The sequence below is a fragment of the Microbacterium foliorum genome (assembly GCF_003367705.1).
Lineage (GTDB): Bacteria > Actinomycetota > Actinomycetes > Actinomycetales > Microbacteriaceae > Microbacterium > Microbacterium foliorum.
Genome location: NZ_CP031425.1, coordinates 895,432 through 918,839, shown reverse-complemented (window position 1 = coordinate 918,839; position 23,408 = coordinate 895,432). Strand labels below are relative to the sequence as shown.

General features: G+C 64.6%; 27 protein-coding genes and 2 tRNA genes. 4 read left to right on the top strand and 25 right to left on the bottom strand.

What is annotated here, in order from left to right:
* Positions 1-80: 80 nt before the first annotated feature.
* The 8 genes from DXT68_RS04200 to DXT68_RS04165 all read right to left on the bottom strand — a co-directional run bounded on the left by DXT68_RS04200 (position 81) and on the right by DXT68_RS04165 (position 5,668).
* Positions 81-154, bottom strand: a tRNA-Met gene (locus DXT68_RS04200).
* Between the two features lie 34 nt (positions 155-188).
* Positions 189-260, bottom strand: a tRNA-Thr gene (locus DXT68_RS04195).
* 69 nt (positions 261-329) lie between these two features.
* On the bottom strand, positions 330-1,577 hold the full coding sequence (locus DXT68_RS04190; RefSeq protein ID WP_045253422.1) for a M23 family metallopeptidase: 1,248 nt from the start codon (positions 1,575-1,577) through the stop codon (positions 330-332).
* Between the two features lie 121 nt (positions 1,578-1,698).
* Positions 1,699-2,493, bottom strand: coding sequence for an inositol monophosphatase family protein (locus DXT68_RS04185; protein WP_115760456.1), 795 nt, complete (start codon positions 2,491-2,493; stop codon positions 1,699-1,701).
* Positions 2,490-3,476: a hypothetical protein gene (locus tag DXT68_RS16915; RefSeq protein WP_052677652.1), complete on the bottom strand. Its 987-nt coding sequence runs from the start codon at positions 3,474-3,476 to the stop codon at positions 2,490-2,492. The genes DXT68_RS04185 and DXT68_RS16915 overlap by 4 nt, the downstream gene beginning before the upstream one ends.
* Before the next feature lie 111 nt (positions 3,477-3,587).
* The gene (locus tag DXT68_RS04175; protein ID WP_045253424.1) at positions 3,588-4,385 is read right to left on the bottom strand and encodes an enoyl-CoA hydratase/isomerase family protein; all 798 of its coding nucleotides are present in this window, start codon (positions 4,383-4,385) and stop codon (positions 3,588-3,590) included.
* 46 nt (positions 4,386-4,431) lie between these two features.
* The gene (locus DXT68_RS04170) at positions 4,432-4,923 is read right to left on the bottom strand and encodes an FBP domain-containing protein (RefSeq protein WP_045253425.1); all 492 of its coding nucleotides are present in this window, start codon (positions 4,921-4,923) and stop codon (positions 4,432-4,434) included.
* A gap of 43 nt (positions 4,924-4,966) precedes the next feature.
* On the bottom strand, positions 4,967-5,668 hold the full coding sequence (locus tag DXT68_RS04165; protein ID WP_045253426.1) for a FadR/GntR family transcriptional regulator: 702 nt from the start codon (positions 5,666-5,668) through the stop codon (positions 4,967-4,969).
* Between the two features lie 136 nt (positions 5,669-5,804).
* Between DXT68_RS04165 and DXT68_RS04160 the strand changes: the two genes are divergently transcribed.
* The gene (locus DXT68_RS04160) at positions 5,805-7,214 is read left to right on the top strand and encodes a GntP family permease (protein ID WP_082068857.1); all 1,410 of its coding nucleotides are present in this window, start codon (positions 5,805-5,807) and stop codon (positions 7,212-7,214) included.
* Positions 7,215-7,224: 10 nt separating this feature from the next.
* Positions 7,225-7,740 carry a gluconokinase gene (locus tag DXT68_RS04155; RefSeq protein WP_045253458.1) on the top strand — a complete coding sequence of 172 codons (516 nt, stop codon included), beginning with the start codon at positions 7,225-7,227 and terminating at the stop codon, positions 7,738-7,740.
* Positions 7,741-7,813: 73 nt separating this feature from the next.
* Here DXT68_RS04155 and DXT68_RS04150 read toward each other — a convergent pair whose 3' ends face one another.
* The 4 genes from DXT68_RS04150 to DXT68_RS04135 all read right to left on the bottom strand — a co-directional run bounded on the left by DXT68_RS04150 (position 7,814) and on the right by DXT68_RS04135 (position 10,056).
* Positions 7,814-8,287, bottom strand: a complete 474-nt coding sequence (locus DXT68_RS04150; RefSeq protein WP_045253459.1) for a heme-degrading domain-containing protein — start codon at positions 8,285-8,287, stop codon at positions 7,814-7,816.
* A gap of 143 nt (positions 8,288-8,430) precedes the next feature.
* On the bottom strand, positions 8,431-9,294 hold the full coding sequence (locus DXT68_RS04145) for an FHA domain-containing protein (protein ID WP_045253427.1): 864 nt from the start codon (positions 9,292-9,294) through the stop codon (positions 8,431-8,433).
* 15 nt (positions 9,295-9,309) lie between these two features.
* Positions 9,310-9,576: a hypothetical protein gene (locus DXT68_RS04140; RefSeq protein ID WP_174233188.1), complete on the bottom strand. Its 267-nt coding sequence runs from the start codon at positions 9,574-9,576 to the stop codon at positions 9,310-9,312.
* A 189-nt stretch (positions 9,577-9,765) separates the two neighbouring features.
* The gene (locus tag DXT68_RS04135; protein ID WP_045253428.1) at positions 9,766-10,056 is read right to left on the bottom strand and encodes a hypothetical protein; all 291 of its coding nucleotides are present in this window, start codon (positions 10,054-10,056) and stop codon (positions 9,766-9,768) included.
* Positions 10,057-10,407: 351 nt separating this feature from the next.
* Between DXT68_RS04135 and DXT68_RS16910 the strand changes: the two genes are divergently transcribed.
* Positions 10,408-10,590 carry a hypothetical protein gene (locus tag DXT68_RS16910; RefSeq protein WP_162829108.1) on the top strand — a complete coding sequence of 61 codons (183 nt, stop codon included), beginning with the start codon at positions 10,408-10,410 and terminating at the stop codon, positions 10,588-10,590.
* A 64-nt stretch (positions 10,591-10,654) separates the two neighbouring features.
* Here DXT68_RS16910 and DXT68_RS04130 read toward each other — a convergent pair whose 3' ends face one another.
* The 4 genes from DXT68_RS04130 to DXT68_RS04115 form a co-directional block, all read right to left on the bottom strand.
* Complete coding sequence (locus DXT68_RS04130) at positions 10,655-11,146, bottom strand: hypothetical protein (RefSeq protein ID WP_045253429.1); 492 nt, start codon at positions 11,144-11,146, stop codon at positions 10,655-10,657.
* Positions 11,147-11,408: 262 nt separating this feature from the next.
* Positions 11,409-12,194 carry an SDR family NAD(P)-dependent oxidoreductase gene (locus DXT68_RS04125; RefSeq protein ID WP_045253430.1) on the bottom strand — a complete coding sequence of 262 codons (786 nt, stop codon included), beginning with the start codon at positions 12,192-12,194 and terminating at the stop codon, positions 11,409-11,411.
* A gap of 10 nt (positions 12,195-12,204) precedes the next feature.
* Entirely contained in the window at positions 12,205-12,924 is a 720-nt protein-coding gene (locus DXT68_RS04120) for a hypothetical protein (protein ID WP_162829107.1), read from the bottom strand.
* Positions 12,925-13,049: 125 nt separating this feature from the next.
* Positions 13,050-13,658 (bottom strand): ScbR family autoregulator-binding transcription factor, encoded by a 609-nt coding sequence (locus DXT68_RS04115; RefSeq protein ID WP_052677653.1) that lies wholly within the window; start codon positions 13,656-13,658, stop codon positions 13,050-13,052.
* A 349-nt stretch (positions 13,659-14,007) separates the two neighbouring features.
* Here DXT68_RS04115 and DXT68_RS04110 point away from each other — a divergent pair, with 349 nt between their 5' ends.
* Positions 14,008-14,361, top strand: coding sequence for a histone-like nucleoid-structuring protein Lsr2 (locus DXT68_RS04110; RefSeq protein ID WP_082068858.1), 354 nt, complete (start codon positions 14,008-14,010; stop codon positions 14,359-14,361).
* Between the two features lie 208 nt (positions 14,362-14,569).
* Here DXT68_RS04110 and DXT68_RS04105 read toward each other — a convergent pair whose 3' ends face one another.
* From DXT68_RS04105 to DXT68_RS04065, 9 genes are all read right to left on the bottom strand, one after another.
* Positions 14,570-15,541 (bottom strand): hypothetical protein, encoded by a 972-nt coding sequence (locus DXT68_RS04105; protein WP_045253432.1) that lies wholly within the window; start codon positions 15,539-15,541, stop codon positions 14,570-14,572.
* Complete coding sequence (locus DXT68_RS04100; RefSeq protein WP_082068865.1) at positions 15,499-16,269, bottom strand: ABC transporter ATP-binding protein; 771 nt, start codon at positions 16,267-16,269, stop codon at positions 15,499-15,501. Before DXT68_RS04100 ends, DXT68_RS04105 begins: the two co-directional genes overlap by 43 nt.
* Positions 16,269-16,994, bottom strand: coding sequence for a peptidoglycan-binding protein (locus DXT68_RS04095; RefSeq protein WP_162829106.1), 726 nt, complete (start codon positions 16,992-16,994; stop codon positions 16,269-16,271). Before DXT68_RS04095 ends, DXT68_RS04100 begins: the two co-directional genes overlap by 1 nt.
* A 302-nt stretch (positions 16,995-17,296) precedes the next feature.
* On the bottom strand, positions 17,297-17,923 hold the full coding sequence (locus tag DXT68_RS04090; protein WP_156149256.1) for a hypothetical protein: 627 nt from the start codon (positions 17,921-17,923) through the stop codon (positions 17,297-17,299).
* Positions 17,924-18,863: 940 nt separating this feature from the next.
* Positions 18,864-19,301 carry a hypothetical protein gene (locus tag DXT68_RS04085; RefSeq protein ID WP_045253433.1) on the bottom strand — a complete coding sequence of 146 codons (438 nt, stop codon included), beginning with the start codon at positions 19,299-19,301 and terminating at the stop codon, positions 18,864-18,866.
* A 10-nt stretch (positions 19,302-19,311) separates the two neighbouring features.
* A complete protein-coding gene (locus DXT68_RS04080; RefSeq protein ID WP_045253434.1) occupies positions 19,312-19,998 on the bottom strand; it encodes a hypothetical protein in 687 nt (228 codons plus the stop codon).
* A gap of 320 nt (positions 19,999-20,318) precedes the next feature.
* Positions 20,319-21,101, bottom strand: a complete 783-nt coding sequence (locus tag DXT68_RS16905; RefSeq protein ID WP_341853352.1) for a phosphotransferase — start codon at positions 21,099-21,101, stop codon at positions 20,319-20,321.
* Entirely contained in the window at positions 21,098-22,375 is a 1,278-nt protein-coding gene (locus DXT68_RS04070) for an MFS transporter (RefSeq protein WP_280524640.1), read from the bottom strand. The genes DXT68_RS16905 and DXT68_RS04070 overlap by 4 nt, the downstream gene beginning before the upstream one ends.
* Positions 22,368-23,366: a YcaO-like family protein gene (locus tag DXT68_RS04065; protein ID WP_162829104.1), complete on the bottom strand. Its 999-nt coding sequence runs from the start codon at positions 23,364-23,366 to the stop codon at positions 22,368-22,370. Before DXT68_RS04065 ends, DXT68_RS04070 begins: the two co-directional genes overlap by 8 nt.
* Between the last annotated feature and the right edge of the window lie 42 nt (positions 23,367-23,408).

Genomic DNA, 23,408 nt, shown 5'->3' with positions numbered 1-23,408 from the left:
CCGGCACAACCCTCCCCGGTACCACTCCGGTGGTCGTCCCGCATACGACAAAACCCCCGATTCCCGGGGGTCTTGATCTGTAGCAGGAGCGGGGCTTGAACCCGCGACCTCACGATTATGAGTCGTGCGCTCTGACCAGCTGAGCTACCCTGCCGCACCGCATCCGCATCGCAGATACGAACACCGTGAGCCCCGAGTCAGGATTGAACTGACGACCCCTTCCTTACCATGGAAGTGCTCTGCCACTGAGCTATCGGGGCGTGCTGCCCCTCGCGGGGCAACCACACGAGAATACCATCACAGTGGCGTCCTCATGAAATCGAGGTGGGTCAGTACGAGTACCGGCCCGCATTCTCGCGCAACCACGGCAGCGGGTCGATCGTGCTGCCGTTGATGATGATCTCGAAATGCAGGTGCGCGCCGTACGAACGTCCGGTGTTTCCGGTGTGGCCGACGATGTCGCCGACCTTCACCGTCTGGCCGGCCTTGACCTGGAGCGAGCCGTACTGCATGTGCGAGTAGTGGCTCGTGACGATCTGTCCGTCGATCACGTGGTCGATGTAGACGGTCACACCGTAGGCGCCGCCCTGCTCGGTGGCGATACGGACGACGCCGTCGGCCACCGCCTGGATGGGGGCTCCCTCGCCGGGGACGAAGTCGATGCCCTCGTGCAGGCGACCCCACCGCATTCCGTAGCCCGAGCTCATGCCCACGCCCACCTTGAACGGCCACTGGATGGCCGCCTCGGGGTCGTTGGTGAAGACCTCGTTGGAGTAGTTGATGCCCTCTTCGGAGGCGACCTGGATCAGCGACACGGTCGAGAAGCTGTCGGAGCGCGTGAGCGCCTCGTTCTGCACGTCGGACGAGGTGACGAACGCCTGGATCTCGTCGTCGGCGGCACCCGCCTTCTGCGCGCCCGATGCGGCCACGAGGGAGGTCGCTGCGAGCGACGGGGATCCCTGCACGGCGGCGACGGCCTCAGCCGGCAGCGTCATACCGACGGCGAGGAGTCCTGCGAGGCTCATCACACCGACGGTGGCGCCGACCGCGAGGAACTTGCGCACCTGAGGACGTCGTCGCGCGACGTGCACGGTGGGCTCGGCCTCGGCGTCGTTCTCGGCGTCGCGGTCCGATGCCGCAGCGGGCATCGGGATGCTGCCGGAGGCCACAGAGCGGAACGCGCGGGACGCGCTCTCGAAGGCGTCTTCTTCCTCCGACGACGGCGACGGGCCGTTGTCGTCGGATCCGTCGGCGTCACTCGCCTCGGCGGCCGGGACCGGCGCTTCCGGGGCGTCGACCGCGTGCTCGAGGACATCGTCGGTGTCGGGGATCTCGACGACCTCAGCCGACTCGGCCGCCGCTGTCGCTGCGGCGACGGCGGCCGCCGCGACGATGACCTCGGCGGTGTTCAGGCGTTCGCGGGCGGCGCGACGCGACGAAGGGCTCTGAGGAGCGACGGGAGCAGCCTCGGATGCAGCATCCGGTACTCCGGCCGCGGGGGCCTCGACGGCCGTGGTGCGGGGGCGGCTGGAGCGCCGTGTGGGCGCAGGGGCAGCCTGGGAATTCTCGAAGGGCAAAGCAGATTCTCTCGGTCAGACGTCAAGCTCGGGGGCGCTTTGGGCTGTCATCGATTCGGGCCGATGAAAGTAACGATCGCATAAACCCTAGCCTGGTCCACCTGAGAATGCCATGAATCGTTCACTTTTCGTCCTCGAGGAGTTCCCGGATGCGGTCGTGCACAGCGGTTCCGCCGGCGACGAGCATCGGCCGAGAAGACCCGGCGCCATCGATCGAGACGCGCCCTCCAGCTTCGGCGACGAGAAGTGCTCCGGCCGCATGATCCCAGGGCTTGAGACCCCGCTCGAAGTATCCGTCCAGGCGACCGGCGGCGACGAATGCGAGGTCGAGCGACGCCGCCCCGGCACGGCGGAGGTCTCTGGCGATGGTCATGACGCGTCTCACCGTGGCGAGGTCGCCGTCATGAGTGGTGGGGTCGTAGCCGAATCCGGTCGCGAGGAGCGCACCGGCCGGAGTCTCGGTCGTCACCGCGAGACGCTGCGCGCCCAGCCACGCTCCGCTGCCACGCGCGGCCGTGAACATCTCCCCCGATGCCGGCGCGTAGATCGCGGCGGCGAGCGCCTCCCACTCCCCCACGACGGCCACGCCGCGCACCGCGGCGATGCTCACCGCGTACGACGGGATGCCGTAGGCGTAGTTGACCGTACCGTCGATCGGATCGACGACCCAGGTGATTCCGCTGCTGCCCTCGTCGGCTTCTGACTCCTCACCGAGGAATCCGTCGTCGGGGCGAGCCGCCTGAAGGCGTGCCCGGATGAGCGCCTCGACCTCGCGGTCGGCGTCGGTCACGATGTCGGCGAGCGTCGACTTGGTGGCTGCGAGGTGCACGCCCTCCGCGCGCCGACCGCGTGCGAGGTCGCCGGCCTCACGCGCGACGTCCGCAGCGAGGGCGACGAGATCCGTCTCGATGCTCACTGCGGAGGACGCGGCGGTGCCGGCGGGTAGGCCGAGGGAGCATCGGGGGCCGGCGGGTGGGCCGAGGGGGCCCGCGGGACCGGCGGAGCCGCAGGCGCCTGGGCGTACGGATCCGGGGCGGTCGGGAACGGCACGGTCGGGAAGGGCTGCGGCGCGGGCTGCGCAGGCAGAGCATGCTGCGGCTGAGCCTGCTGAGGCGAGACGACGGAAGCGTGGCCGGTGTAATAGGCGTTCCAGTCGGGCGAGCCGTCAGGAAGCACGGGCAGCGGTGTGCGCCCGTCGGCGTAGGTCGGCCACGCGGGAGCAGCGCCCTGTGCGTGAACGATCGCGGCGTTCGCGGGCCGACGCGGTGCGAACAGCGCGTTCAGCAGCGGGATGAGGGTGGTGCCCACGGCGGCGAGGATCGTCAGAGCGACGACGATGCGCCAGTAGAGCTCGCCGTAATCGAAGGTGTGCGGGAACGTCAGGAAGAAGATCAGGAGCCCCACCAGGCCGCCGAGGAAGACGATCGTCGCGATGTAGATGATGCGGGTGAACGTCGTCACGTGGCGCTGCGCCGCGGGGGTGAACAGCCGTACGTGCAGCAGAGCGAGCTGAAGGATGCCGATGACGAGCAGAAGCTGGAAGAACCGCTCGGCGCCGGTGAAGAACTGGTCGTCTTCGGGCAGCCAGATCTTGACGGCGCCGACGAGCAGCGCGACGATCCAGGTCACCATGCTCGACAACGCGAGCCAGTCCGGGCGGTTCGGGGCGAGTCCGGCTTCGAGGATGGCGATGCCGGCGAACGCCGCGAGCAGGAGGATCGTGAGGAACGCCCGTCCGATCAGACCGTCCTGGTCTCCGATCAGCACCCACACGACGCACACGAGCGCTGCCGCGATCAGTGCACCGATGGCGATCCAGATCGCTCCACGGATGAGGAGGGACATGTTCTTCTTCTCGACCAGTGCAGGGGGCTGCTGGGCGATCTCCGGTTGCGACATCGCGTTCCTCTCGTAGAGCGGGGTTGCGTTCATCCTTGCACGCGTCGGCACGGTACCCGAGTTGTCGACACGATCCGTGGACGCATCCTCGGAATAGTCAGGCGGTGTAGATCAGGTTGCTCTGCGGGTGGAGGCGGCGGCGAAGGCGGTGATCCGGGCCTGGGCGTCGGCCGTGCTCATCGAGGCGCCGATGGACCGCGCCTCCTCGCTCAGCTGCTCGACGAACGAGCGTTCGGGCTGCGAGCGCACCAGACGCTTCGCATCGCCGTAGGCGTCAGCGGCGCCCGCCAACCAGAATCGTGCGACCTCCTCCGCGCGCGCACGCACCTGCTCCGCCTCCTGCACGGCATCCTCGCCCTCGACGAGCTCGGCCACCAGGCCCCACTCCACCGCCTCCTCAGCCGTCAGCAGGCGGTCCTGCAGCACGAGCTGCAGCGCACGCCGCTGCCCCACCGCACGGGCGAGCTGGGCCGAGACCGAGAGGTCGGGGGTGAGGCCGATGTTCGCATAGAGGCTGCCGAGGCGCGATCGCGCACCCACGATCGCGTAGTCGCTGCTGAGCAGGATGCCCAGACCCCCGCCCGCCGTCGTGCCGTGCGCGGCGGCGACGACCGGCACAGCGGACTCGGTGAGCGCGCGGATGCCGGTGTTGATGACCTCGGCGAGCGCCGTGATCTCGTCGCCCGACCCCATGCTCGTCGCCATCTCGATGACGTCACCGCCCGCGCAGAAGGCGGGACCCGTGGCATCGATGAGGATCGCCTTGACGTCGGACCTCGTGGTGGCCTCCGTGGTGGCCTCGCGCCACGCGTGCGCGAGGTCGGAGTTGAAGGCGTTCAAGCGCGACGGACGGTTCAGGGTGAGCCGAGCCATCCCTTCGTCGACCGAGAACAGGATGGCGTCGTTCATGGCTTCTCCTTCGAGCGCAGGACGTATGCCCCCAGGGTAATCGCGATCAGCGCTGCTCCCGCACGCGCTCGGCGAAGGCCTCCATGCGTCGTCGCGTGCCGTCGAGGCGGAAGTCCACCTGCCCTGCCGCTCGGATCTCATTCGGTGCCAGCGGATGCGCGAGCCGCACGTTCTCGTGGCAGGAGAGATCGGCGCAGATGTACGTGCCGATCGAGTCGCCGCGTGCTCCCGCCTCGCCCGCTCGGCGGGCCGAGAACAGAGCCACCTGATTTCCCGGCTGCATCGTGTGGCAGATGTTGCACATGCCGGAGCGGGCCCTGGCGGGATCGGACACACGCAGGACGATCCCGGAGACCACCCCGTCGTGCTGCGTCAGCACGTAGCCGCGGCGTCCCGCACTCGGATCGCGCCAGGCGAAGAAGTCCAGGTAGTCCCAGTCGATCAGAACGAAATCGAGAGGCATCTCCATGACCCGCAGCTCGTCGTCATCCGCATTGACGAAGGCGGCACGGACGTCGGTCTCGGTGAGCGCTCGCATCCGTCCAGTCTAGGAACTCCGCACGACCGAGGACTCCGCGCCGCTATCCCGCAGCCTGCTGCATCGAGGCGTCGGCCTCGGAGACGATGTCTTGCATGGCCACTGCGGCGGCATCCGCATCTCCGCTCGCCACGGCGAACGCGACGTCGCGATGCCACTGCACGGCGTTCTGATCGGCCACGTGCGGCATCAGGTCGTGCGCGGTCCTCCCCCGCAGCACGGCCTCGACCGTCCCGCCGAGGGCGGCGAGCATGCTGTTGCCGGACGATTCGAGCAGGAGCCGGTGAAAGCGGACATCCGCCGACAGGTAACGCTCATGATCGGCGTCGTGATCCTCCTGGGCCATCGCCACGACGTGCGAGACCAGCTCGACCTTCTGCTCGGAGCTCGCCGCCTCCGCGGCGAGTCGGGCCGCGAGCGGTTCGATCACGGAACGCAGCTGGCTCAGCTCCCGGAGCTGCTCATCGCGACCGGGACCCGCGAGGCGCCATTCGATGACCTCGGGGGCGTAGACGTTCCACTGCGCGCGGGGGCGCACCTCGACGCCGGACTTGCGCCGCACCCAGACAAGCCCGAAGGATTCGAGAACGCGCACGGCCTCTCGCGCCGCCGAGCGCGACACTCCCCTCTCCTGCGCCAGCTCCACCGTGAGCATGCGGGAACCCGGCGGGTGACGGCCGTCGACGATGGCGCGACCGAGCTCCGAGACGAGTGCATCGTGCACGGGGCTGACAGGGGCGGTCATACCTCGAGTATGCACCGCACGAAGCTTCACTTGCGTCGTGTGGATGCATCGTGGCTGATATGTTGCGCATGACGTGGTATGCGTGCTTATTATGTACGACATAAGGACGTAGACCACGCCCGGATCAAGGAAGCTCATGGCACTCATCACCCCGGTGGCCCACGCGCTCGCGACGGCGGCCACCGACACCCCGACTCTGGATCGCCCCGCAGGGCAGCTGATCACGGCGGCCGTCCTCGGCATCGCCATCATCATCGTCCTGATCACCTGGGTGAAGCTGCATCCGTTCCTCTCGCTCACCATCGGCGCGCTCGCCACCGGCGCGATCGCCGGAATGGACATCGCTGCCTCGGTCACCAGCTTCTCGGCGGGCTTCGGCACGACGATGGGCGGCGTCGGCATCCTGATCGCGCTCGGCGCGATCTACGGAAAGCTGCTCGCGGACTCCGGCGGAGCAGACCGCATCGTCGACACGCTCGTCAGCCGTGCGAGCGCCCGCTCGCTCCCCTGGGTCATGGGCCTCATCGGCGCGGTGATCGGCCTGCCGATGTTCTTCGAGGTCGGCCTCGTGCTGCTCGTGCCGGTGATCATCCTGGTCGCCCGCCGCTCCGGCCAGTCGCTCATGCGCATCGCCATCCCGACGCTTGCGGGCCTCTCGGCCATGCACGGGCTGGTGCCCCCGCACCCCGGCCCGCTCGCGGCCATCGACGCGCTCGGCGCCAACCTCGGCCTGACGCTCGCGTTCGGCGTGATCGTGGCGATCCCGGCCGTCATCATCTCCGGACCGCTGTTCGCCCGCTTCGCCGCTCGCTGGGTCGACGTGCCCGTGCCCGAGCTCTTCGTCACCGAAGAGGACGAGGGCGAGACGCAGCGTCGCCGCCCGTCGTTCGGCGCGACCCTGTTCAGCATCCTGCTGCCTGTGTTCCTCATGCTCGCGAAGGCCGTCGCCGACATCTCGGCCGCAGGCTCCGACGCGCCATGGAAGATCGCGCTCGACTTCCTCGGCACCCCCGTCATCGCCCTGCTGATCGCGGTGCTCGCCGGCTTCTTCATCCTCGGCCGTGGAGCCGGCTTCGACCGCGCGAAGATCAATGACATCGTCGGTTCGTCGCTGGGCCCGATCGCCGGCATCCTGCTCATCGTCGGCGCGGGTGGCGGGTTCAAGCAGGTGCTCGTCGACACGGGTATCGGCAACGTGATCGCCGAGTTCGTCTCGGGGTCCTCGGTCTCGGTGCTCGTGCTCGCGTGGCTCGTCGCCGTGGTCATCCGCATCGCCACCGGCTCCGCGACCGTCGCCACCATCACGGCGGCCGGCATCTTGCAGCCGCTCACCGAGACGCTCGACTCCCCGATGGTCGCGCTGCTCGTGCTCGCGATCGGCTCGGGCTCGGTGTTCCTCTCCCACGTCAACGATGCGGGCTTCTGGCTCATCAAGGAGTATTTCGGCCTCAGCATCCCGCAGACGCTCAAATCGTGGACGGTGCTCGAGTGCCTCATCTCGGTCACCGGCCTCGGCGGCGTCCTCGTCCTGAGCATCTTCGTCTGAGCGCGCCATGATGACCGTCAACGCACCCGTCCTCGTCTTCATGGGCGTCGCCAGCACCGGCAAGTCCACGGTCGCCGCGATGCTCGCCGGCCGCCTCGGCTGGGCCTTCGAAGAGGGCGACGACCTGCACCCCGAGGCCAACGTCGCCAAGATGGCGGCCGGCCATGCCCTCAACGACGACGACCGGTGGCCGTGGCTCGATCGCATCGCCGAGTGGATCGACGAGCGCATCGCGGCCGGCGAGCCCGGCATCGTGACCTGCTCCGCTCTCAAGCGCAGCTACCGCGACGTCCTCCGGCGCGAGAACGTCACCTTCGTGCACTTCGCCGGCGACCGCGAGCTGATCCTCGAGCGGATGCTGCGCCGCCAGGGGCATTTCATGCCCGCGACCCTGCTCGATTCACAGTTCGCGACGCTGGAGGCACTGGGCGACGACGAGAAGTCGATCACGATCGACATCGCGCTCACGCCGGCCGAGCAGGCGGCGCAGATCGCGTCGCGCCTGCGCCTGCATCCCGACTACTGACACGCACTCGTCCCGTCTCAGAGACGACACGGAAGCCCCGGACGCCCTCCCGCGTGCCGGGGCTTTCTGCGCGTCAGCCGATGAGCAGCCCCAGGCCCCGGATGCCGGCCACCACCAGATCGTGGTCATCGGCGGAAGGAAGACCCGACACCGTGGCGACGGCGACGAGCCCGACCCCGTCCACGCGAAGAGGAACCGCGCCGCCCGCGACCGCGTAGGTCGCAGGATCCAGCCAGCCGGGCTCGTACATGTCGCGGCCGCCGTTCTCGATGCGTGCCTCGAGCAGAGCGGTGCTGGTCTCGAACCGCAGTGCCGTCGCTGACTTCTTCGCCGCCCAGACGTCGTTGTCGCCGGTCGCACCGGGCAGGGAGGCGTGGAAGAGGATGCCGGATGCCGTGCGCACATCGACGGCGACGGGCAGGCCGTCGGTCAGAGCTCTCTCCGCGATCGAGCGCCCGAGCTGCCAGGCGTCCCGGCGATCGAACCGGCGCAGCACGAGGTCGCCGTGCTCCGCCTCCAGCTGCGCGAACCTCGCGTGATCACTCATCGGCATGCCTCTCTTCTGGACGACTCGCTTCAGACTGTAGCCGCCCACTCACCCAGCGCACGCCGAATCTCGAGCATCCCGATGACCGCCAGCAGCGTCGTCGTCGGGCTGTGTCGCGACCGGAACGGCTCGCTCAGCCCGACTCAGCCGAGCTCTCCGGACCCGTAGGGCCGCACAGGCTGCTGCTTCTGGAACGCGTACTCTCCGCCCTGTCTTCCTCCGAAGGGGCGCCCGTGGTCCGCGAACTCCTCTCGGTAGTACGCCATCCGCCACGTACCGATCTCGATGCGAGACCCGGTCCGCAGGATCCTGGCGTCATCCTTGCTGTGCGGGAGATTCGGCCGGCCGCCGCCGGTCGGCGCATAGGAGTAGAGCACGTATTCGTCGTCATCGTTGTGCCGGACCTCGGCGTGACGGGCTTCCAGCCCTTCCAGACGTAGATCGGCGTCAGGCCCGGACCCGATCACGGTGGTTCCGGGAAGAAGGTCGAACTCTCGTGGCCTGCTGAGGTTCCAGTCGCCGGAGCCGACCGCGAAGATCAATCGGGGTCGGCCGGACCCAGGGAGATAGTGAGTGGTCGTGACCCGTCGACGAACGCCCCGGGACACGGTCGGGACGAGCGGGAACAGCGTCGAGGGAGGTGACGGCAGACGGAAGACATCTCCGCGTTCGCGATGCTGCGCCTCGGACAGCAACGTGGCGAGGTGTCCGAGTTTGATGTGGGAAGACCCGGCGATCGCCCGCCCGACGGGCCCGGACTTCACGTCGCCGAGCTGAACGAGAGTCCCCCGCGGTCCTTCGACGCGCACGGTGATCCCGCGCCGCGCGAGCCCGTCGGCCAGAGGGCCGAGCTGAGTCAGGTCGCGGCGGCTCACCCCGGCGAAACGGGGAGTCGACTCGAAGGTGACGACGACCTCTCGGCCCGCGGCTCGGACGGTGAATCGCACCGGATCACCGCCGTCAGGGCTGGACTGCTCCACGGTGAGGTCGATATCGAGACGGAGCATCGGAATCGGTGTCCCTCAGGCCGAGCCCGAGTCGCCGGAGGCGCTGTCACTGGTCGTCACGCGCAGAGTTCCGTTGAACTTCCAGGTCGCCCGCGGGGCATCCGGCCCGATGTCGCGGGGCACCTCGACGGTCATGTCGTCGAACGTGTAGTTCACTGCCGCGCCGCGACCCGTGAGATAGGACCACATCTCCCGACCGAGATCGGTCCAGTCGGTGATCGATGCGCCGGTGGGCCCTGCGGCGGAGTCGAACAGTTCCGCGGGTTCCGTCGACTCGCTCATGGGATGCTCCTTCGCTAGATCCATGTCTGTGAATACGAGTATGCGCCTGGGCTCCATGGCTGTCCAGAGGTATCTGCACAGGGGCGAGAAATGGTGTCGAGACGCCTTCCTGTGCTTTTCCCCGAGTGGCAGAGCCGGCGTGTCAGCCCGCAGTGAGATCTGCGAACATGCAGTGCTCTGCAAGAACGGTCATTGCGGGGGCGGGGCAATGGTGAAGAGCAACAGCGACAAGAGCGACAGGCCCACCGTCGCGAACAGCAGCACTCCGACCGCTACGACGAACCCGGCAAGCGAGAAACCAGTACCCCGCAGCGAATCGTCCGCTTTGAGCGCCTTCCTCGACGCGAGGGCGAACCCGATCGCCGCGCACGCCAGAAGGGTGCCTGATAGCCACCACCCGCTCGTGAGCACCGCCCCCAGCGCGAGAAGGCAGCTTGCGAAAGCGTTTCGGTCGTATCGGCCTTTTCGTTGTACTTCCACGTCGATCCTTCTTCGTGTGCGTCCAGCAGGCGACGGTCAGCCTGCTGGACATACACGCATTGCTCAGTGGGTGGTCGCCCCCGCCCGAGTTGACACGCAACGACAGGGAAAGGTCTTCCGGGAGGCTACCGGAGCTCCATGAGCCATGAAGCGTCGCCAGGGCGGGCGGTGACGACGTTGAGCTCGCTCGAATCATCGTGAGCGACTTGTCGGACACCGCTCCTACGGCGACGTTGATCTCGCCGTTGCGGGTGTTCGAGATCGCACCCTCGCTCGCGATCCGCGCTATCGAAAACCCCATGCACACCGGGATCGCGTCGGGTCATCCATCTGCTGTCGCCACTCTCAGCGATGAACACATCTGTCTCGAAATCTGTAGCTCGAAGCATCGAATCCACAGGCCAACGGCACCACACAGGTCACGCGAACATCCCCCTGAAGATGGACATCGGCTACGGCTCGCTCATTGTCAGACACGCCCTAGACGAGGTGCTGCGCGATGCCGAGCATGATGCCTGGGCATTGCGTTACTGACGCCTCCCCGCGGCTGCTCGCGCGCGTCGTCCCGGTTACGGCGGCATCAGATCCAATCCATCGGTCAAGCGGGCGATGCCTGAGAGACGCTTTGGATAGCGTCCCGGAGTTCCTCAGAGCGGTCGCTGCGGATAACCCGCGAGCCCTCGTTCGTCAGCGTCAGCCACACAGCGGAGCCAGAGGACCACAAGACGAATCGGTCCGAACCGACGATGCGCCACCCCAGGCCACCGGCCTGCGAAGGACTCACATCTGCGACTTCGACCTTGTCAACGTCAGTGACGGGAATGTGCATGACACGGAACAGTGAGAGATGCGCATCGATGTGCGTTGCACTCACCGAGACCCTGATTCGCCTGTCAAGGCCGACCAGTCCGGCACCGAGGATCAGAATGAACCCGGCGATGAGGAGCGCGATGACCCACCCGCCGATCTCCTCGACGTTGCCGACCACGACCGGCGTCGAGATCGCGGTGATAACGGCCAGGAAGACCAGCGTCGATACTCCTGCGACCGCCAACCACCGCGGACCGATAAGGGTTTCACGAAACACCACGGGATACCTCCTCCGTCAAGTCTCCCTTGTGGGGAACGTGGTGCACCACATGTTCGCCCACCGCGGTCAGGGGCTCGTGTGTAGATATCCGCTAAACAGTCGTTCCCCGCGAGGACCGCATTCTCCTTCGGACTGAAGCGGCCGATACCGCATAGTTGAATGGTCGCGACTGTCGGCCAGCTAGCGATAGCGTCGGTCGTTCTCCGCACTCACCGTTCACCTGAACGACGGATCCGAGCGGGGCAGTGACCCGACGAGCTTCTTATAACAAGTCTCGGACTGAGCCGTGTCGATGCGGTCGGGGGTGGAGCGTCATGCCGCCGGTGACGTCGAGTACCGCGCCCGTCGTGCGCGAGGCTCTGTTTGATGCGAGGAAGCTGACGGCATCGGCGATTGCGTCGGGCCTCGACACTCCTCCGAGCATGGACAGAGAGCTCATGTACGCGACCGCTCGGTCGTCAGCGAAGGCAGAGTGTCCGTTATCGGTGAACCCTGGCATGACCGCGTTCACCCGGATCCCTTGTGGGGCGAGAGCCTCCGCCATGTTGCGGGTGATGGACTCGACCGCGGATTTTGTCATGGCGTACACGATGTCCCCCGCACTGGCGATATGAGCGCTTGCCGACGAGATGTTCACGATGCTGCCGCCGCTCACCATCTCTCGGGACAGTAACTGGCCCAAGAAGAATGGCGCTCTTGTGTTGACGGCGACGAACTCGTCAAAGCTCTCCGGAGTTGCCTCGAGGAAAGAGGGCCCTAGCATCCTCGCTGCGTTGTTGACCAACGCTTCGACTCGAATGTTCGAAGCGGCGGCACACGTCTTGACCGCGTCGACCATCCTATGGATGTCATCCATAGACAACAGGTCAGCTTCCACGAGGTCGCAGCTGCCACCCGACGCTCGGATGGTTGACTGCAACAAAGTTGCTGCCTCTACGTTGCTCCGATACTGCGCGACGATGTGGAAGTCGTCTGCGCTCAGAGCTCGGGCGATGGCTGCGCCGATGCCCCCGGAGGCTCCCGTCACTACTGCGAGCTTGTGCGTCATGAACTACCTTTCAGCTCGTTACCGAACCGGTGATCTTGATCCGACGGATATCGTGCTGTGTCACCTCGGCAACGAGCCTGCCGGTGCCGGACACTTTGAGTCGCAAGGTGGGACTCGGTTCCAGCTCCGCGTAGCGCTGGAAGGTGAGCTTCAACGAGCGGACGTTCGTGGAGGGCGTCTGTCGAAGGGCGACCCTCTCCACGTCCGCGATGGTCTGGATAGCAGTGAGGTGATCTGATGGATGGTCGGAGACAAGGGGGTCGTCCGGGTCGATACGGATCGGTTCGGAATAGGTGTAGTTCGATCTCAATGAGATTCCGTTCGTTGACGTGGGAGACTGCCGCCGGATTCGCTCATATACCGTGCGAGGCAGAAGAGACGATGCAGCCTTACCCACCGCAATCAGCCCCGTAGCCCCCTCTAGCGAGAAGTATTGGGTGAGAGAGCGCGAACGGCCGCCCCCACCTGTGGCCACAAGATGCGCACGAATGATGCCGCGAGCACTCGACGCATCCCCCGGGGCGGTTGGCGCGACCAATCGCAGGGAGATTTTGTCGAGGATGAACACATCACGCTCCGGCACGCCGAGCTGGCAATGAGCTTGGAGGATCCCAATCTGACGTTGCACCTCAACGAAGTCGACAAAACGAGGACTACTGCTCGCGTCGGGAAGATCGAAGTGCGCGGTCAGGGAGTGAGCAGTCTCAGCGACCGTGCGGTGGATCCACACGTTCGCCGGCCTCGACTTATGAATCTCTTCAGCTCGGACTGGACCTGCAGAGAATTTTCCGCGTCCCGTGTCGTTGTCCGGGGAGAGGAGCTCGGTGCTTCCGGTGGGCATCGCCAGTTAGGCGCTCACGCGGAAAGGACCGCTTCAAGTGCGGGAGCAAGTCGCTTGATCCTGGAAGGCAGGGAAGCCCAGTGGTCTTCTAGACCCGATAGCACTTGCGAACCAACGAACACCGCATTAAAGAACTCGGCGTACACGTCGACATCGACGTCGCTCCGGATGGACTGGTCTTCGACTCCTCGAGCAATCAGCGCCCTAGCGATGCGCACCCATTCCACATACGGTTCACTCACTTCCGCGGTGACCTCAGTCGACGGCTGCCCGGCGAGCCGAATACCTGCTTGCACGATCTCGTCGCGGGCAATGAGGTTTCCGAGATTGACCATGAGCCGGAGCAGGATGTCCAGCCCCGTTCCGGGCTCGGCCTCAGTCTCCACTAGGACCGCGGTCATTCTCTCTTGCTGCTCGGCCAGGACGGCCCTTGCCAGGTCGGCTTTGCTTCGGAAGTGAAAGTACAACGCACCTTCGCTCGCTCCAGACTCAAGCGCAACATCCCTGTAACGCGACTCGGCGTACGTGACGCGAGCGAACACTCTCGCTGCACCAGACAGGATCGCTTCGCGAGTGTCAATCGAGCGCTGCTGCTTCAGCCGCGGCATCCTCTGCGTGGCCATCGAACCTCCTCGACTCACGGGACCCTCTCACCGTACCCATCCTAATCCGGGCGCTCACATTGTTTACACACAGACGCGGACGAGTGCCAACCGGCTGGATCACAGACTGATCCGGGCACATCACGGACGGGCGCGACGGGAGGGCACTCTTGTCCCTTTGCCGAGTGGAGACGTTCCGCGCTGAGCGGTATCTGATCCGCGCCTCGGGGCCCGCTCCTTCAGTTACTTCACCAAGAACGAAATCAAGTCGTGCACATTGCTTTTCAATGAGCCTGCTGGAGACACGTTTTCTTTGAAAAGAAAGTTATCCTGAATAGGCACAATTCAAATCGCGCTGAGGGAGAAAACCATGTCGAAGAGAGTTATCGTTGAGCTCATCGATGACCTGGACGGGGAGCCCATCGATGGCGAACAGGGAGGCGGGACGGTCCAGTTCGCTCTTCAAGGCAGGCAGTTCGAACTCGATCTGAGCGCCGCCAACCTCGCTAAGCTGGAAGCAGCAGTCGCGCCCTTCGTCGAGGTCGCTCGATCATCTAGCGAAAGCGTCTCATCCACCGCACCCCGGCGGCGCAAGTCCACGAACGAGCTTGCCGAGATCCGTGAATGGGCGCGCGCACAAGGAATCGCAGTCAGCGGATACGGCCGAGTGCCAAGCGAAGTTCGCGCTGCATACGCGGCAAGCAAGGCCACCCGCGCTCGCTGAGCCGAGCATTCCCCAGAGCGCGCGCGGGGTCGACAAGTGCGGCCCTCGCAGAAGTCATTCATGAGCGGAGCGCTCCGCGTCCTTCGAGGTGGGTGCGATCTCATCACGCAGCGGGGGAAGGCCGACGGAGCGGAGGATTCGCGCTTTGGGGAGATGCGCGCCGCATTGCGTCCGAGTCACGGCACATCCACGGCGCCGGGAGCGCTCATCATGTTCGATTCTTGAAGTCGCGGAACAGGCGTTCCTCCCCGATCCACAAGGGTGGCACCGATGCTCCCAGTGCTGCGATCCCGACTGCGACGGCGAGCACAAGAAAGGTGGACGCCCCCACGGAAACTCCGACAGCCTGTCCTACCCACACCGAGATACTTGCGCTCAACACGGCCCCGACAGTGGCCCACAGGATCGTCTCGACCACGGCCGTCGCTGTGACGGCACCGCGACCGGCGCCGGAATGGAGGTTGCTCGCGATCTCTAAGCGCCGACGAAGCATCCCGGCGAACCCGAGAATTCCGAACAAGACCACTATCGCAGGATAGGAGTGAATCGTAATCCGGTTCGAGAATTGCTCGTGGAAATCAGCTGACTCCCCCGCCGTCGGGTTAGCGGCGACGATCTGTGCGCTTTCCGCTCCGGCCTCATCAGATATTAGGGCGCTGAAAAGCAGGTGGTCGAGAGACGTCGTGTATGGCCAGATATCGACCCAGCATTCGGAGGCCCGCTCGGGCGCGCCGATGGTCAGCAACGCGTTGTTCAGCCGAGGATCGCGACCGTCCTCCTCGGACTGGTTGAACACCTGGAGAACCGGCGCCTCACCCAGATCCGTCTGGAGGACGGCTCCAGCCTTGATCTCCCAACGATTCGCCAAGGTGCTGGCGAGATAGAACCCCGAGTCCGGCATGGGGTGCACGCCCAATAAGTCAACGAACCCAGCGCTCACCTCATACGCCGGAATCTCGGTTCCGGGCAGCGCGGCGACACGATAGGGATCTGCGCGGAGCAGAGATCCGGATGCCTCAATCCCGGGAAGGCCGTCCAGCTTCTCGCACGACACGGGGTCGATTGCCCCCTCAGCAGCGAGGATTCGGACCGACCCAGAGCTCGCTCTGAAGGCCTGGGCTCGATCTTCGATTTGGGCTATGGACAGGGTGTCAGCCGCCAGAAGCAGCGTCGCCAGCAACGCAGCGCACAGCGCCAGGAGCCCTCCTCGCGTTGTGCCGCTGGTGAAGTTCCGCCAGGCCTCACTCGCGATTGCTGACGCCCTAATCCGGGCACCTCCGAGGTGATGGAGGCGCTCGACGCGAGATCCATTCTGAAATCACAGGCTGCGATTGTGTCCTGGTCGTGACTGGCAACGACCACGAGGGCGCCACTTGCGGCAAGGTTTCCCAGGACCGCATTGACAGCAGACGCGGACGCTCGATCCAGCTGTGCCGTCGGTTCGTCGACGAGCAAGAGGTCTGGCTTCGCCGCCACCGCGCGCGCGAGCATGAGTCGTTGAGACTCCCCTCCGGACAGCTCCCCGAACAGTGCCCCGGCCCGCCCGCCCAGACGGAACATGTCAAGGATCTCAAGGGCCTCGGCGCCTGCAGGCCTACGCGAGCTTCCACGGGCCAAGAGCGGATAAGCGACATGATCCAGTGCTGTTCGCTGCGGTTGTCCGTGGGGGTTCTGGAACACCCAGTGCACACGCCTCAAGTCGCGTCGCTGAATCTCTCCCAGTGTCGGCCGCTCCCAGCCGGCGAGTATCGAAAGGAGAGTGGACTTGCCAGAGCCGGAGGGTCCTGTGAGCGCCCACGACTCGCTTCGATGCAGGGTTTGAGTCAGACCGGAAAAGAGAAACTCCGACCCGTCCCAGGAGTGCGCAACACCGTCGAGCGTGAGCGACGATTCGATGTTCGGGGTCATCATGGCGTACACGTGGTGACGTCGATTGCGTCACTGAGGCGCACAGCACGCGGCACGTCAACACCCTCTGGGAAGGTTACGAGCGTTCTTCCGAGGCTCGAAGAAAGAAGCGACACCACATGGGCCTCGCCGTTGTCGTCTTGCACGCATGCTGCAGCGTCTTGAATTCCGAAGATTGCAGCGGGTGGAACCGCTACGGCCTGACGCGCATCCTTCAACTCTGTCGATGCCGCGATTGTCTCCGAATCGAGCGCCTCTGCAAACTCCGGGGACGATGCAACCCGCGCGACGGCCTCTGGATCGGAGATCACGCCGCTCTCTGGAAGATCCACATCAACACCTGCGACACGGGCAGCGCGAGGTCCTGGCACCGGCGCCGAGGTCGAGGGTACGAGTTGGAGGGAGCGCAATGAGCCAGGCACCACCGCGAAAGGTGAACCTTGGGAATACTGCTCCCCCACAGACACCTCGCATTCCGAAGGGGCACCGCCGCTCGCCGGGATCCACACGAAGTCCGCGAGCCGGAATGCTCCGTCGGCGGGATTCACGCCGTTGCGTTTCTGAAGGTCCGCAAGCGAGTCGATGACCGCGCCACGGTAGGCACCCTCCGCATCAATCGTGTAACCCAGTGCACGTAACGCTGCTCGCAGCGCATTCACATCGGCGCCTTCGGTCCCCGGAACGAGATCGCGGTAGAAGGGGACTGACGTCGCGAGAGCAATCACTGGGTTGCTGTCTACTCTGGCCACCGTCGTTCCGCTGCCGAAGGGGACGCCGGGGGTGCAAGACGACTCCGTTATGACACCGCTCCTCCCGAGGGAGAGCTGGGCCTGCGCGCTGAAAGACGGTCGCAACGCGACCGTCCTCGGGTCAGCGAAGGATGTTGACGTCACCGGGAATGTGGTTACGGGCCTCGGAGCTGACAAGTCGGAGGTGGGCGCCGGCAGCATCACGTATGTCGCGAGCACGCCCACTGCCATTCCCAGACCAACGAGGAAAGCGATGGACCGCGGAAGCCATCTCGACCTCATTCGTCGATTCCGACAGTGACGCCGATCCCATAGAGGCACGATCCGACCCGGGGATCTGTTACGTCAAAGGACAGCTCGGACAGCTTGCCATCAGACGAGAATGCCTGCCGATAGTCTTCTTTGTCGAAATCGGGAGGCACCACTCCGGACGCCGCGAGACACTCCGCAGCCACCGTCGCGGTGTCGCGCAGCAGGCTTGGGTTGCCCTGTTGCAGCTCGTACAGGCGGATGACGTTCCCGCCGGTTGTACTCATGCATTCGTAGTCCATTGCCATCAAGTCGTCAACCTCCTGCGAAGCGGTCAACGCTGGCGGCTGGAACTCGATGAGGCCATTCAGGTGGTCCGTTCGCTCGAGTGCGTATCCGGCCCCTGACATACACGTCGCATACATCGTCGTCGCTTCGGCGTAGTCAGACTGGCCGATCCGCCCGTCCTCCACCCCGCGTTCCAGCACTGCACGCTCGAAGTCGTTGACTTCTCCAGCGAGCGCCTCCTCGAACAGCACCGACATCGAACTCGCGATCTTCCCTGAGTCCGTGTCGTCGCTGCCCGAGGCACTGCACCCCGTCGCAAGAAGCGCAAGGACGATAAGGCTCGAGACCCCAAATACCCTCTTCGTCATCTCAAATCCCATAAGTCCTCTTCGCTAGCGGGCGATCTTCGTGGAGAGTGTCGCTATGACTGTGCGGACTTCCAGATGCCACCATTCAAGTACAGACGTGCTTGATGTGTGGTGTTGAAGCCCTGCACGATAGCAGCAGTGTGGGTGGTAGAGGAAGCTCCCCATTTCACCGTGCCACCCAGCTGAGCGTACGCCCTCCACGTGCCGTAGTTCGTGAACGAGTTCATCTCCGCTACCGCTTCGACCCAGCTGGAGTGAAGGTAGTACACGCCGTCGATGGCGTTGGCAGGAGCCGCCGTGCCACCGATGATTCCAGCCGAAAGCGCGACAGCTGCCACTCCCGCACCGATCTTCTGTCGCAATGACTTCCTAGATTTGATGCTCTTCGATTGAGACAAAAGCCCCCCTAATGTGTACCGCACAGGTGAGTACCCATGCGGTACACCACTAGAGGAAAACTGAGAGCCGACACAACGTTACCTATAAAGGTACTGTGTGGCTGCAGATCGATCGATAAGGGTGCACTGTTTCGCACTTGCGAAAAGCCGTAGCGCGGTACACATCCGAACTCAGAGTCGTGCATCCCCGTCAAGAAACCTGGGGACACAGTGAGCAAAGTGGCAACCGACGAACCGCCGTCGCGGTCGGCGCAGCGATAGCTGCGATGGCTGCGATGGCTGTTGCCGCCGTCTCCATCACGTAGGCGGTCAGTACCGTGCTGTCAACGCCGGAGGATCCCCTCGAGGCGAAGGACCATGTTTACGCCACTATCGCCGAAGGCGAAGTGTCATCGTCTGAGATACCCGCCGCGCCGAACAAGGCATCGGTCTCGCATCTCGGTGAGCACGTTTCTCCTCGCGGACCGGCTATTCAGCGTGTAGTGGGTCCCCTTCCCCCGTTACCGACGGAAGAGGACCCGCTACAAGGTCGCGGATTTCAGCTAGCCGAGCGCTGCAAAGTTGGCCATCGATACCCACCCGAGTCCGAGCGCGAGAACCACGGCGTGGATGAGAACCTGCTGCATCGCGGTTGTTCTGCGCCACAGCCCCCATGACAGGGCAAGTGCCACGGCCCCGAGCGCTGAGCCGATGAAGGGTCCGATAGTCGACGGCCATCCGGTCTGAACAGAAACGGTGCCCCCGTCTTCTGTGGGGTACGTGCACAGTCGTCCCGCGGGGATGAAGGTGCGTTGAGACGCGTAGGCCGTCGCGTCTTCAGTGACGATTGCTCCAGCCGGGACGTCTGTTGGGCACTGGCTCTCGATTTCACGGGAGTCGACGTACTGCCCCGCGAATGCGATCCACACGAGCACCATCCCGATCACGCTCAACGCGAGGATTCCCCATCCCGTAGCGCGTGATGACGAGGACTGAACCATTCGCTGTCTCCTAGCAGTAGGTGATGGGTGCGTCCTGCCCGCGGTTCGCAGACTGCCAGCATTTGTTGGGTGCGATGAAGCCCCGTGAGGCGTTCAGAGTGATCCGCTCACCGTCCGTTCCCGCAGCGACTCCCATGCAATCCGTGAGAGCCATCAGCGGGACATCGTTGCACCAGGACTTGTTGATCGACTGGCCAGTGCCGGAGACTCCTCCTGTATTATCCAGGCCGCGGCCGGCTGTGATCGAGAACAGCACTTCCTGCTGACCGTTGGGGTAGCTCGGGATCTTCTGGGGCTCCTTGATCCCGATTGCCATGGAGCTTCGGTTGCAGTCGTCGGAGAGGTCGTTGCAGTCCGCGTACACACCGAGGCTGCTCGACATGCCGACCAGCCCGGATCCGGTGTTGACCGAGGCGTACCAGGTCCAGTTGTAGTTCTTCGCGAATGGGCGGTCTTTGTAGTCGAAGGCGCAGATTGGTCGGTGGTCCGCAGTCCACCTTGTGGGCAGGACGAGTCCGGAGGGAAAGAGCTCGTGCTGTCCACAGGTGGTCAGGGGGGTCACGCACAGAACGGCCGCGTCATCTATAAGTGGCTCGCGGACGACTACGACGAGAACCTGCCGGCCATCGAGCCTCGCAAACGGCACAAGCGCCCGCACCACACCAGTGACGCGCACGAAGAAGAAGGGCCGCGGCATGCCCGCCGGTCGCCGGGCCCGCTACGGACTCCCAATCTGATGCTCGACGCCCCCGGCTACGGTCGGGGGCGTTGAACGAGCGTCATCCACGGATACATGGGGATCCCAACGCAGTTTGGAAGACCCGCCCCAACCGGTAATAGAGCCCACCCCCTCAGCTTCCCGTCTCAACATGCGGTTCACCGTGCTCCCCGCGTGAAAGGTCGTTCTGGCGACGTAGGAGGCGAAGGAAGTCGATGGTTTAGCTTCTCCGATCAGAGACGGTGCCTCCAACCCCGTGCGGGTCGCTCAGCGCGAGATAGCTGCCGTGCCGTGGTCGCCTATCGCACCACCGTAGACGGGACGGGATCCGAAGCGCCCAGCCGCACCAGAGTGGTCGTGACTGCCTGAGTCGCGCTGTGTTTCAACAGCTCGAGATGTTGCGGGTCGTGGAGGCGCGCGAGCTCGACATCAGTTGCTTCAAACAGGTCGCACAGTCCCTTCGCTTGCAGCATGAGTTGGCATGTCAGCCCGAAAGTCGCGGAGCTGCGGGGCGGGACCAACATTCGAGCGCTATCGCTCCAATCGAGGATCACGATCTCACCCGCCAACGACCGATGCACGTTTCCCCGATGGAAATCTCCGTGGATCACTTCGGTCGTCCAATCCTCGATGCTCGAGGCTTCAGCTATCCCTTTGACTCGTGCTGCAGCTTCGACGAGGCGGCTGTCGGTTCGCGCGATTGATGACAGCGCTTGAGCGAGCGACTCCGGTGATACAAGGGGCAACGCACCAAAAGCCGCGGACCCGAGAAGGAAACGGCACATCTCGGCGCAGAGCATCGATGCGTGTTCGAAGTCAGGTGCAACAGCAGCGATGCCGACATCAGCCATCTCGATGGCCCCGCAACTTTCGCAGGCGCCCAGAACGCGTGGCACGTTGCCTCCGTAACGCTGTCCGAGCGCACGTAGGACTGCCGCCTCTGTTGTTCCTTTCACTGGCGAAGCACTCACTTTGATCCACTCGCCGCTGTGCTTCCGTGCAAGAAAGCTCCACGGCGTGGACCGCCGCGACAAGAACACGGCGTCGAGCTCTAATGTTCCAGCGTCGCAGCAGCTCGTCATAGTCTTGTGCCCGCTCCGGCATTGTCATCGTCCAGCTTCGGCGCGCCGCTGTTCGGCGCGCTAGGGGCGAATCCGCGCACACTCGGAAGCAGTGCCCCCAACGCAGCCAGCACGACGCACACTCCGCCAAGTACATACATAGTCGAGACGACTCCCGCGACCGTGGATACTCCACCTACCAACGCGTACCCGACCGGTGTCGCGACCGTGGAGGCGAAGATCGCGAAAGACCCCACCCTCGCGAGAAGCGGGCCCGGGATGCCTCTCTGTGCGCTGAGGTCTTCCATCACTCCGAGGATCGCGAGCGCCCCTCCGGCGAGCGCTTGGAATACTGCGATAACCCAGAACGGCGCTCCGGACACAAGGTTGATCGGTTGCGCCGAGACAACGACTAGCCCGACGAAGTACCAGATCGCTGGTTTCTTTGGACGCAATCTTGTGGCGATGAGTCCACCGAGGACTCCACCAGCGCCGAAGGCCGAGACAAGAACTCCCCAGCCTGCACCACCACCCAAGTTGTCCTCTGCCCAAACAGGCCCAAGTGTGTATACGGCGGGGAGTGCGGTGAGATGAAGCACGACGCCGGCGGCAATCATCCACAGGAGCCACCGGCGAGCAAGCAATGCCTTGAAGCCTTGGGTGAACTGTGTGAGAACTCCCCCGCCCGACTCCTCCCCCTCTTGTTCCGCGGAACGGGGCTTGGTGGTCCAGATCAGGATTGCTGAGATGACGAAAGACACGGCATCGATACCGATGGCTAGAACGCTGAGATTCATCGCCACGAACAGTCCAGCCAGAAGTGGCCCAGCCAGATGTCCGCTCGTATAAGCGGCAGACATGTAGCCGTTCGCCTTCTCAAGAGCAGAGTCTGGAACGAGCCGAGGGAGCAACGCTCGAGAAGACGGCACCGCGACGCCCTCGGCAAGGCCGTAGACGACCATGAGAGCTGCCAAGGCAAGCACTGTCGGACCAGAGGTCATGAAGAGAAGCACGACGAGACCTTGACTCGCGGCACGAACAAGGTCACTGATGAAGAGCGTGACTCTCGGGCCGATCCGATCCGCGACCACGCCGCCCGCAAGAACGCTGACGGAGAAGCCTACGGCTCGCGCGCCTAGAACAATGGCGACCGCTCCCGCATCTCCTCCGTCCCCGAGGATCAAGAATGGGAGGACCACGAAGCTCAGTCGGTCGCCCACTGCGGAGACAGTCTGCGCGGCAAAGAGCTGTCGAAACCCACCGCGCCAAAGACGGTCACTGTTGCCGCTACCCAAGGGGGTGCTCCTCCGGCTTGAGCCCGTCGGGCGTGTGCAAAACTTGACCGTGCAGGGAGGGATGATTCCGGCGGAGGCCGTGTCCCTGCAGAGCAAACGGTACAGCTTCCGGAGCCACGACACGCGCAAACCAGTACCCGTCGACGGCACTCGGCGCGCAACGCGAATAGATGCTCAACGGCTCTTCGAGGAGTGCCGTCCTCGGCTGACTTAGCGACCTCTCGACATGCTCACGAACCGCGACCGCTCGATGAGGATCGGTGTAGTACTCGCCGAGCGGGCCTGCGATTCTTCCGCTGTTCACAGCGGCATTGAGGCGCATGACGTCGATTGCTTGAACGCATTCGTCGAAGGCCCGCTTCATCGGGAGTTCGACGCCCTCGTCTTCGAAGCCAGCGGCTGCTCCCACGACTACTCCTTCGGGCGAATCGCGGCCGCCGACATACACAACGCACATGAGGACGAAGTACCCGGGGCGAGACTCGAGGACGACCGTTTCATAGTCGCCGACGCCGACACCAGTCATGTTGTAACCGGCGGTGAGCGTCGTCGTTAACACCGCGAGCGGGCGCGCGCTGCTCACTCCGTACCACCAGGCCATGAAGGCGTCTCGTTCGATGAGCTCGAGTGTCGCGGACCGCAGGGCAAGTTCTGCGGAACGGTGGACAGCGGTGCCGTTGCTCGTGAGGTCGTAAAAACGATCCTCGTTCGATAGCGGCTCGTGAACCCACACCGGCTCGGCTTCGTTCACACTCGTGTATTTTTCCCACCGGACGGGAAGCTCAGCCGTAACGGGAAGCACCCCATCAGGTCTTTCGCCGGGCAAGTCAACGCCGAGTGCGCGCGGCTCCAGTACCGGCCCACACAATTGGGTTTGAGCCGCCATCACACCCGAGGCGCGACTCAGGATCGTTTGTCTCTCAACAGCCTCACCCCGCGCGCTTTGAGCGCGCTCCCGAACCGAGCGTCCTCGCCCAGCGGCCCACGACATTCCACGCCCGCTTGTGACCAAGGGGATCCCAGACCACGACCG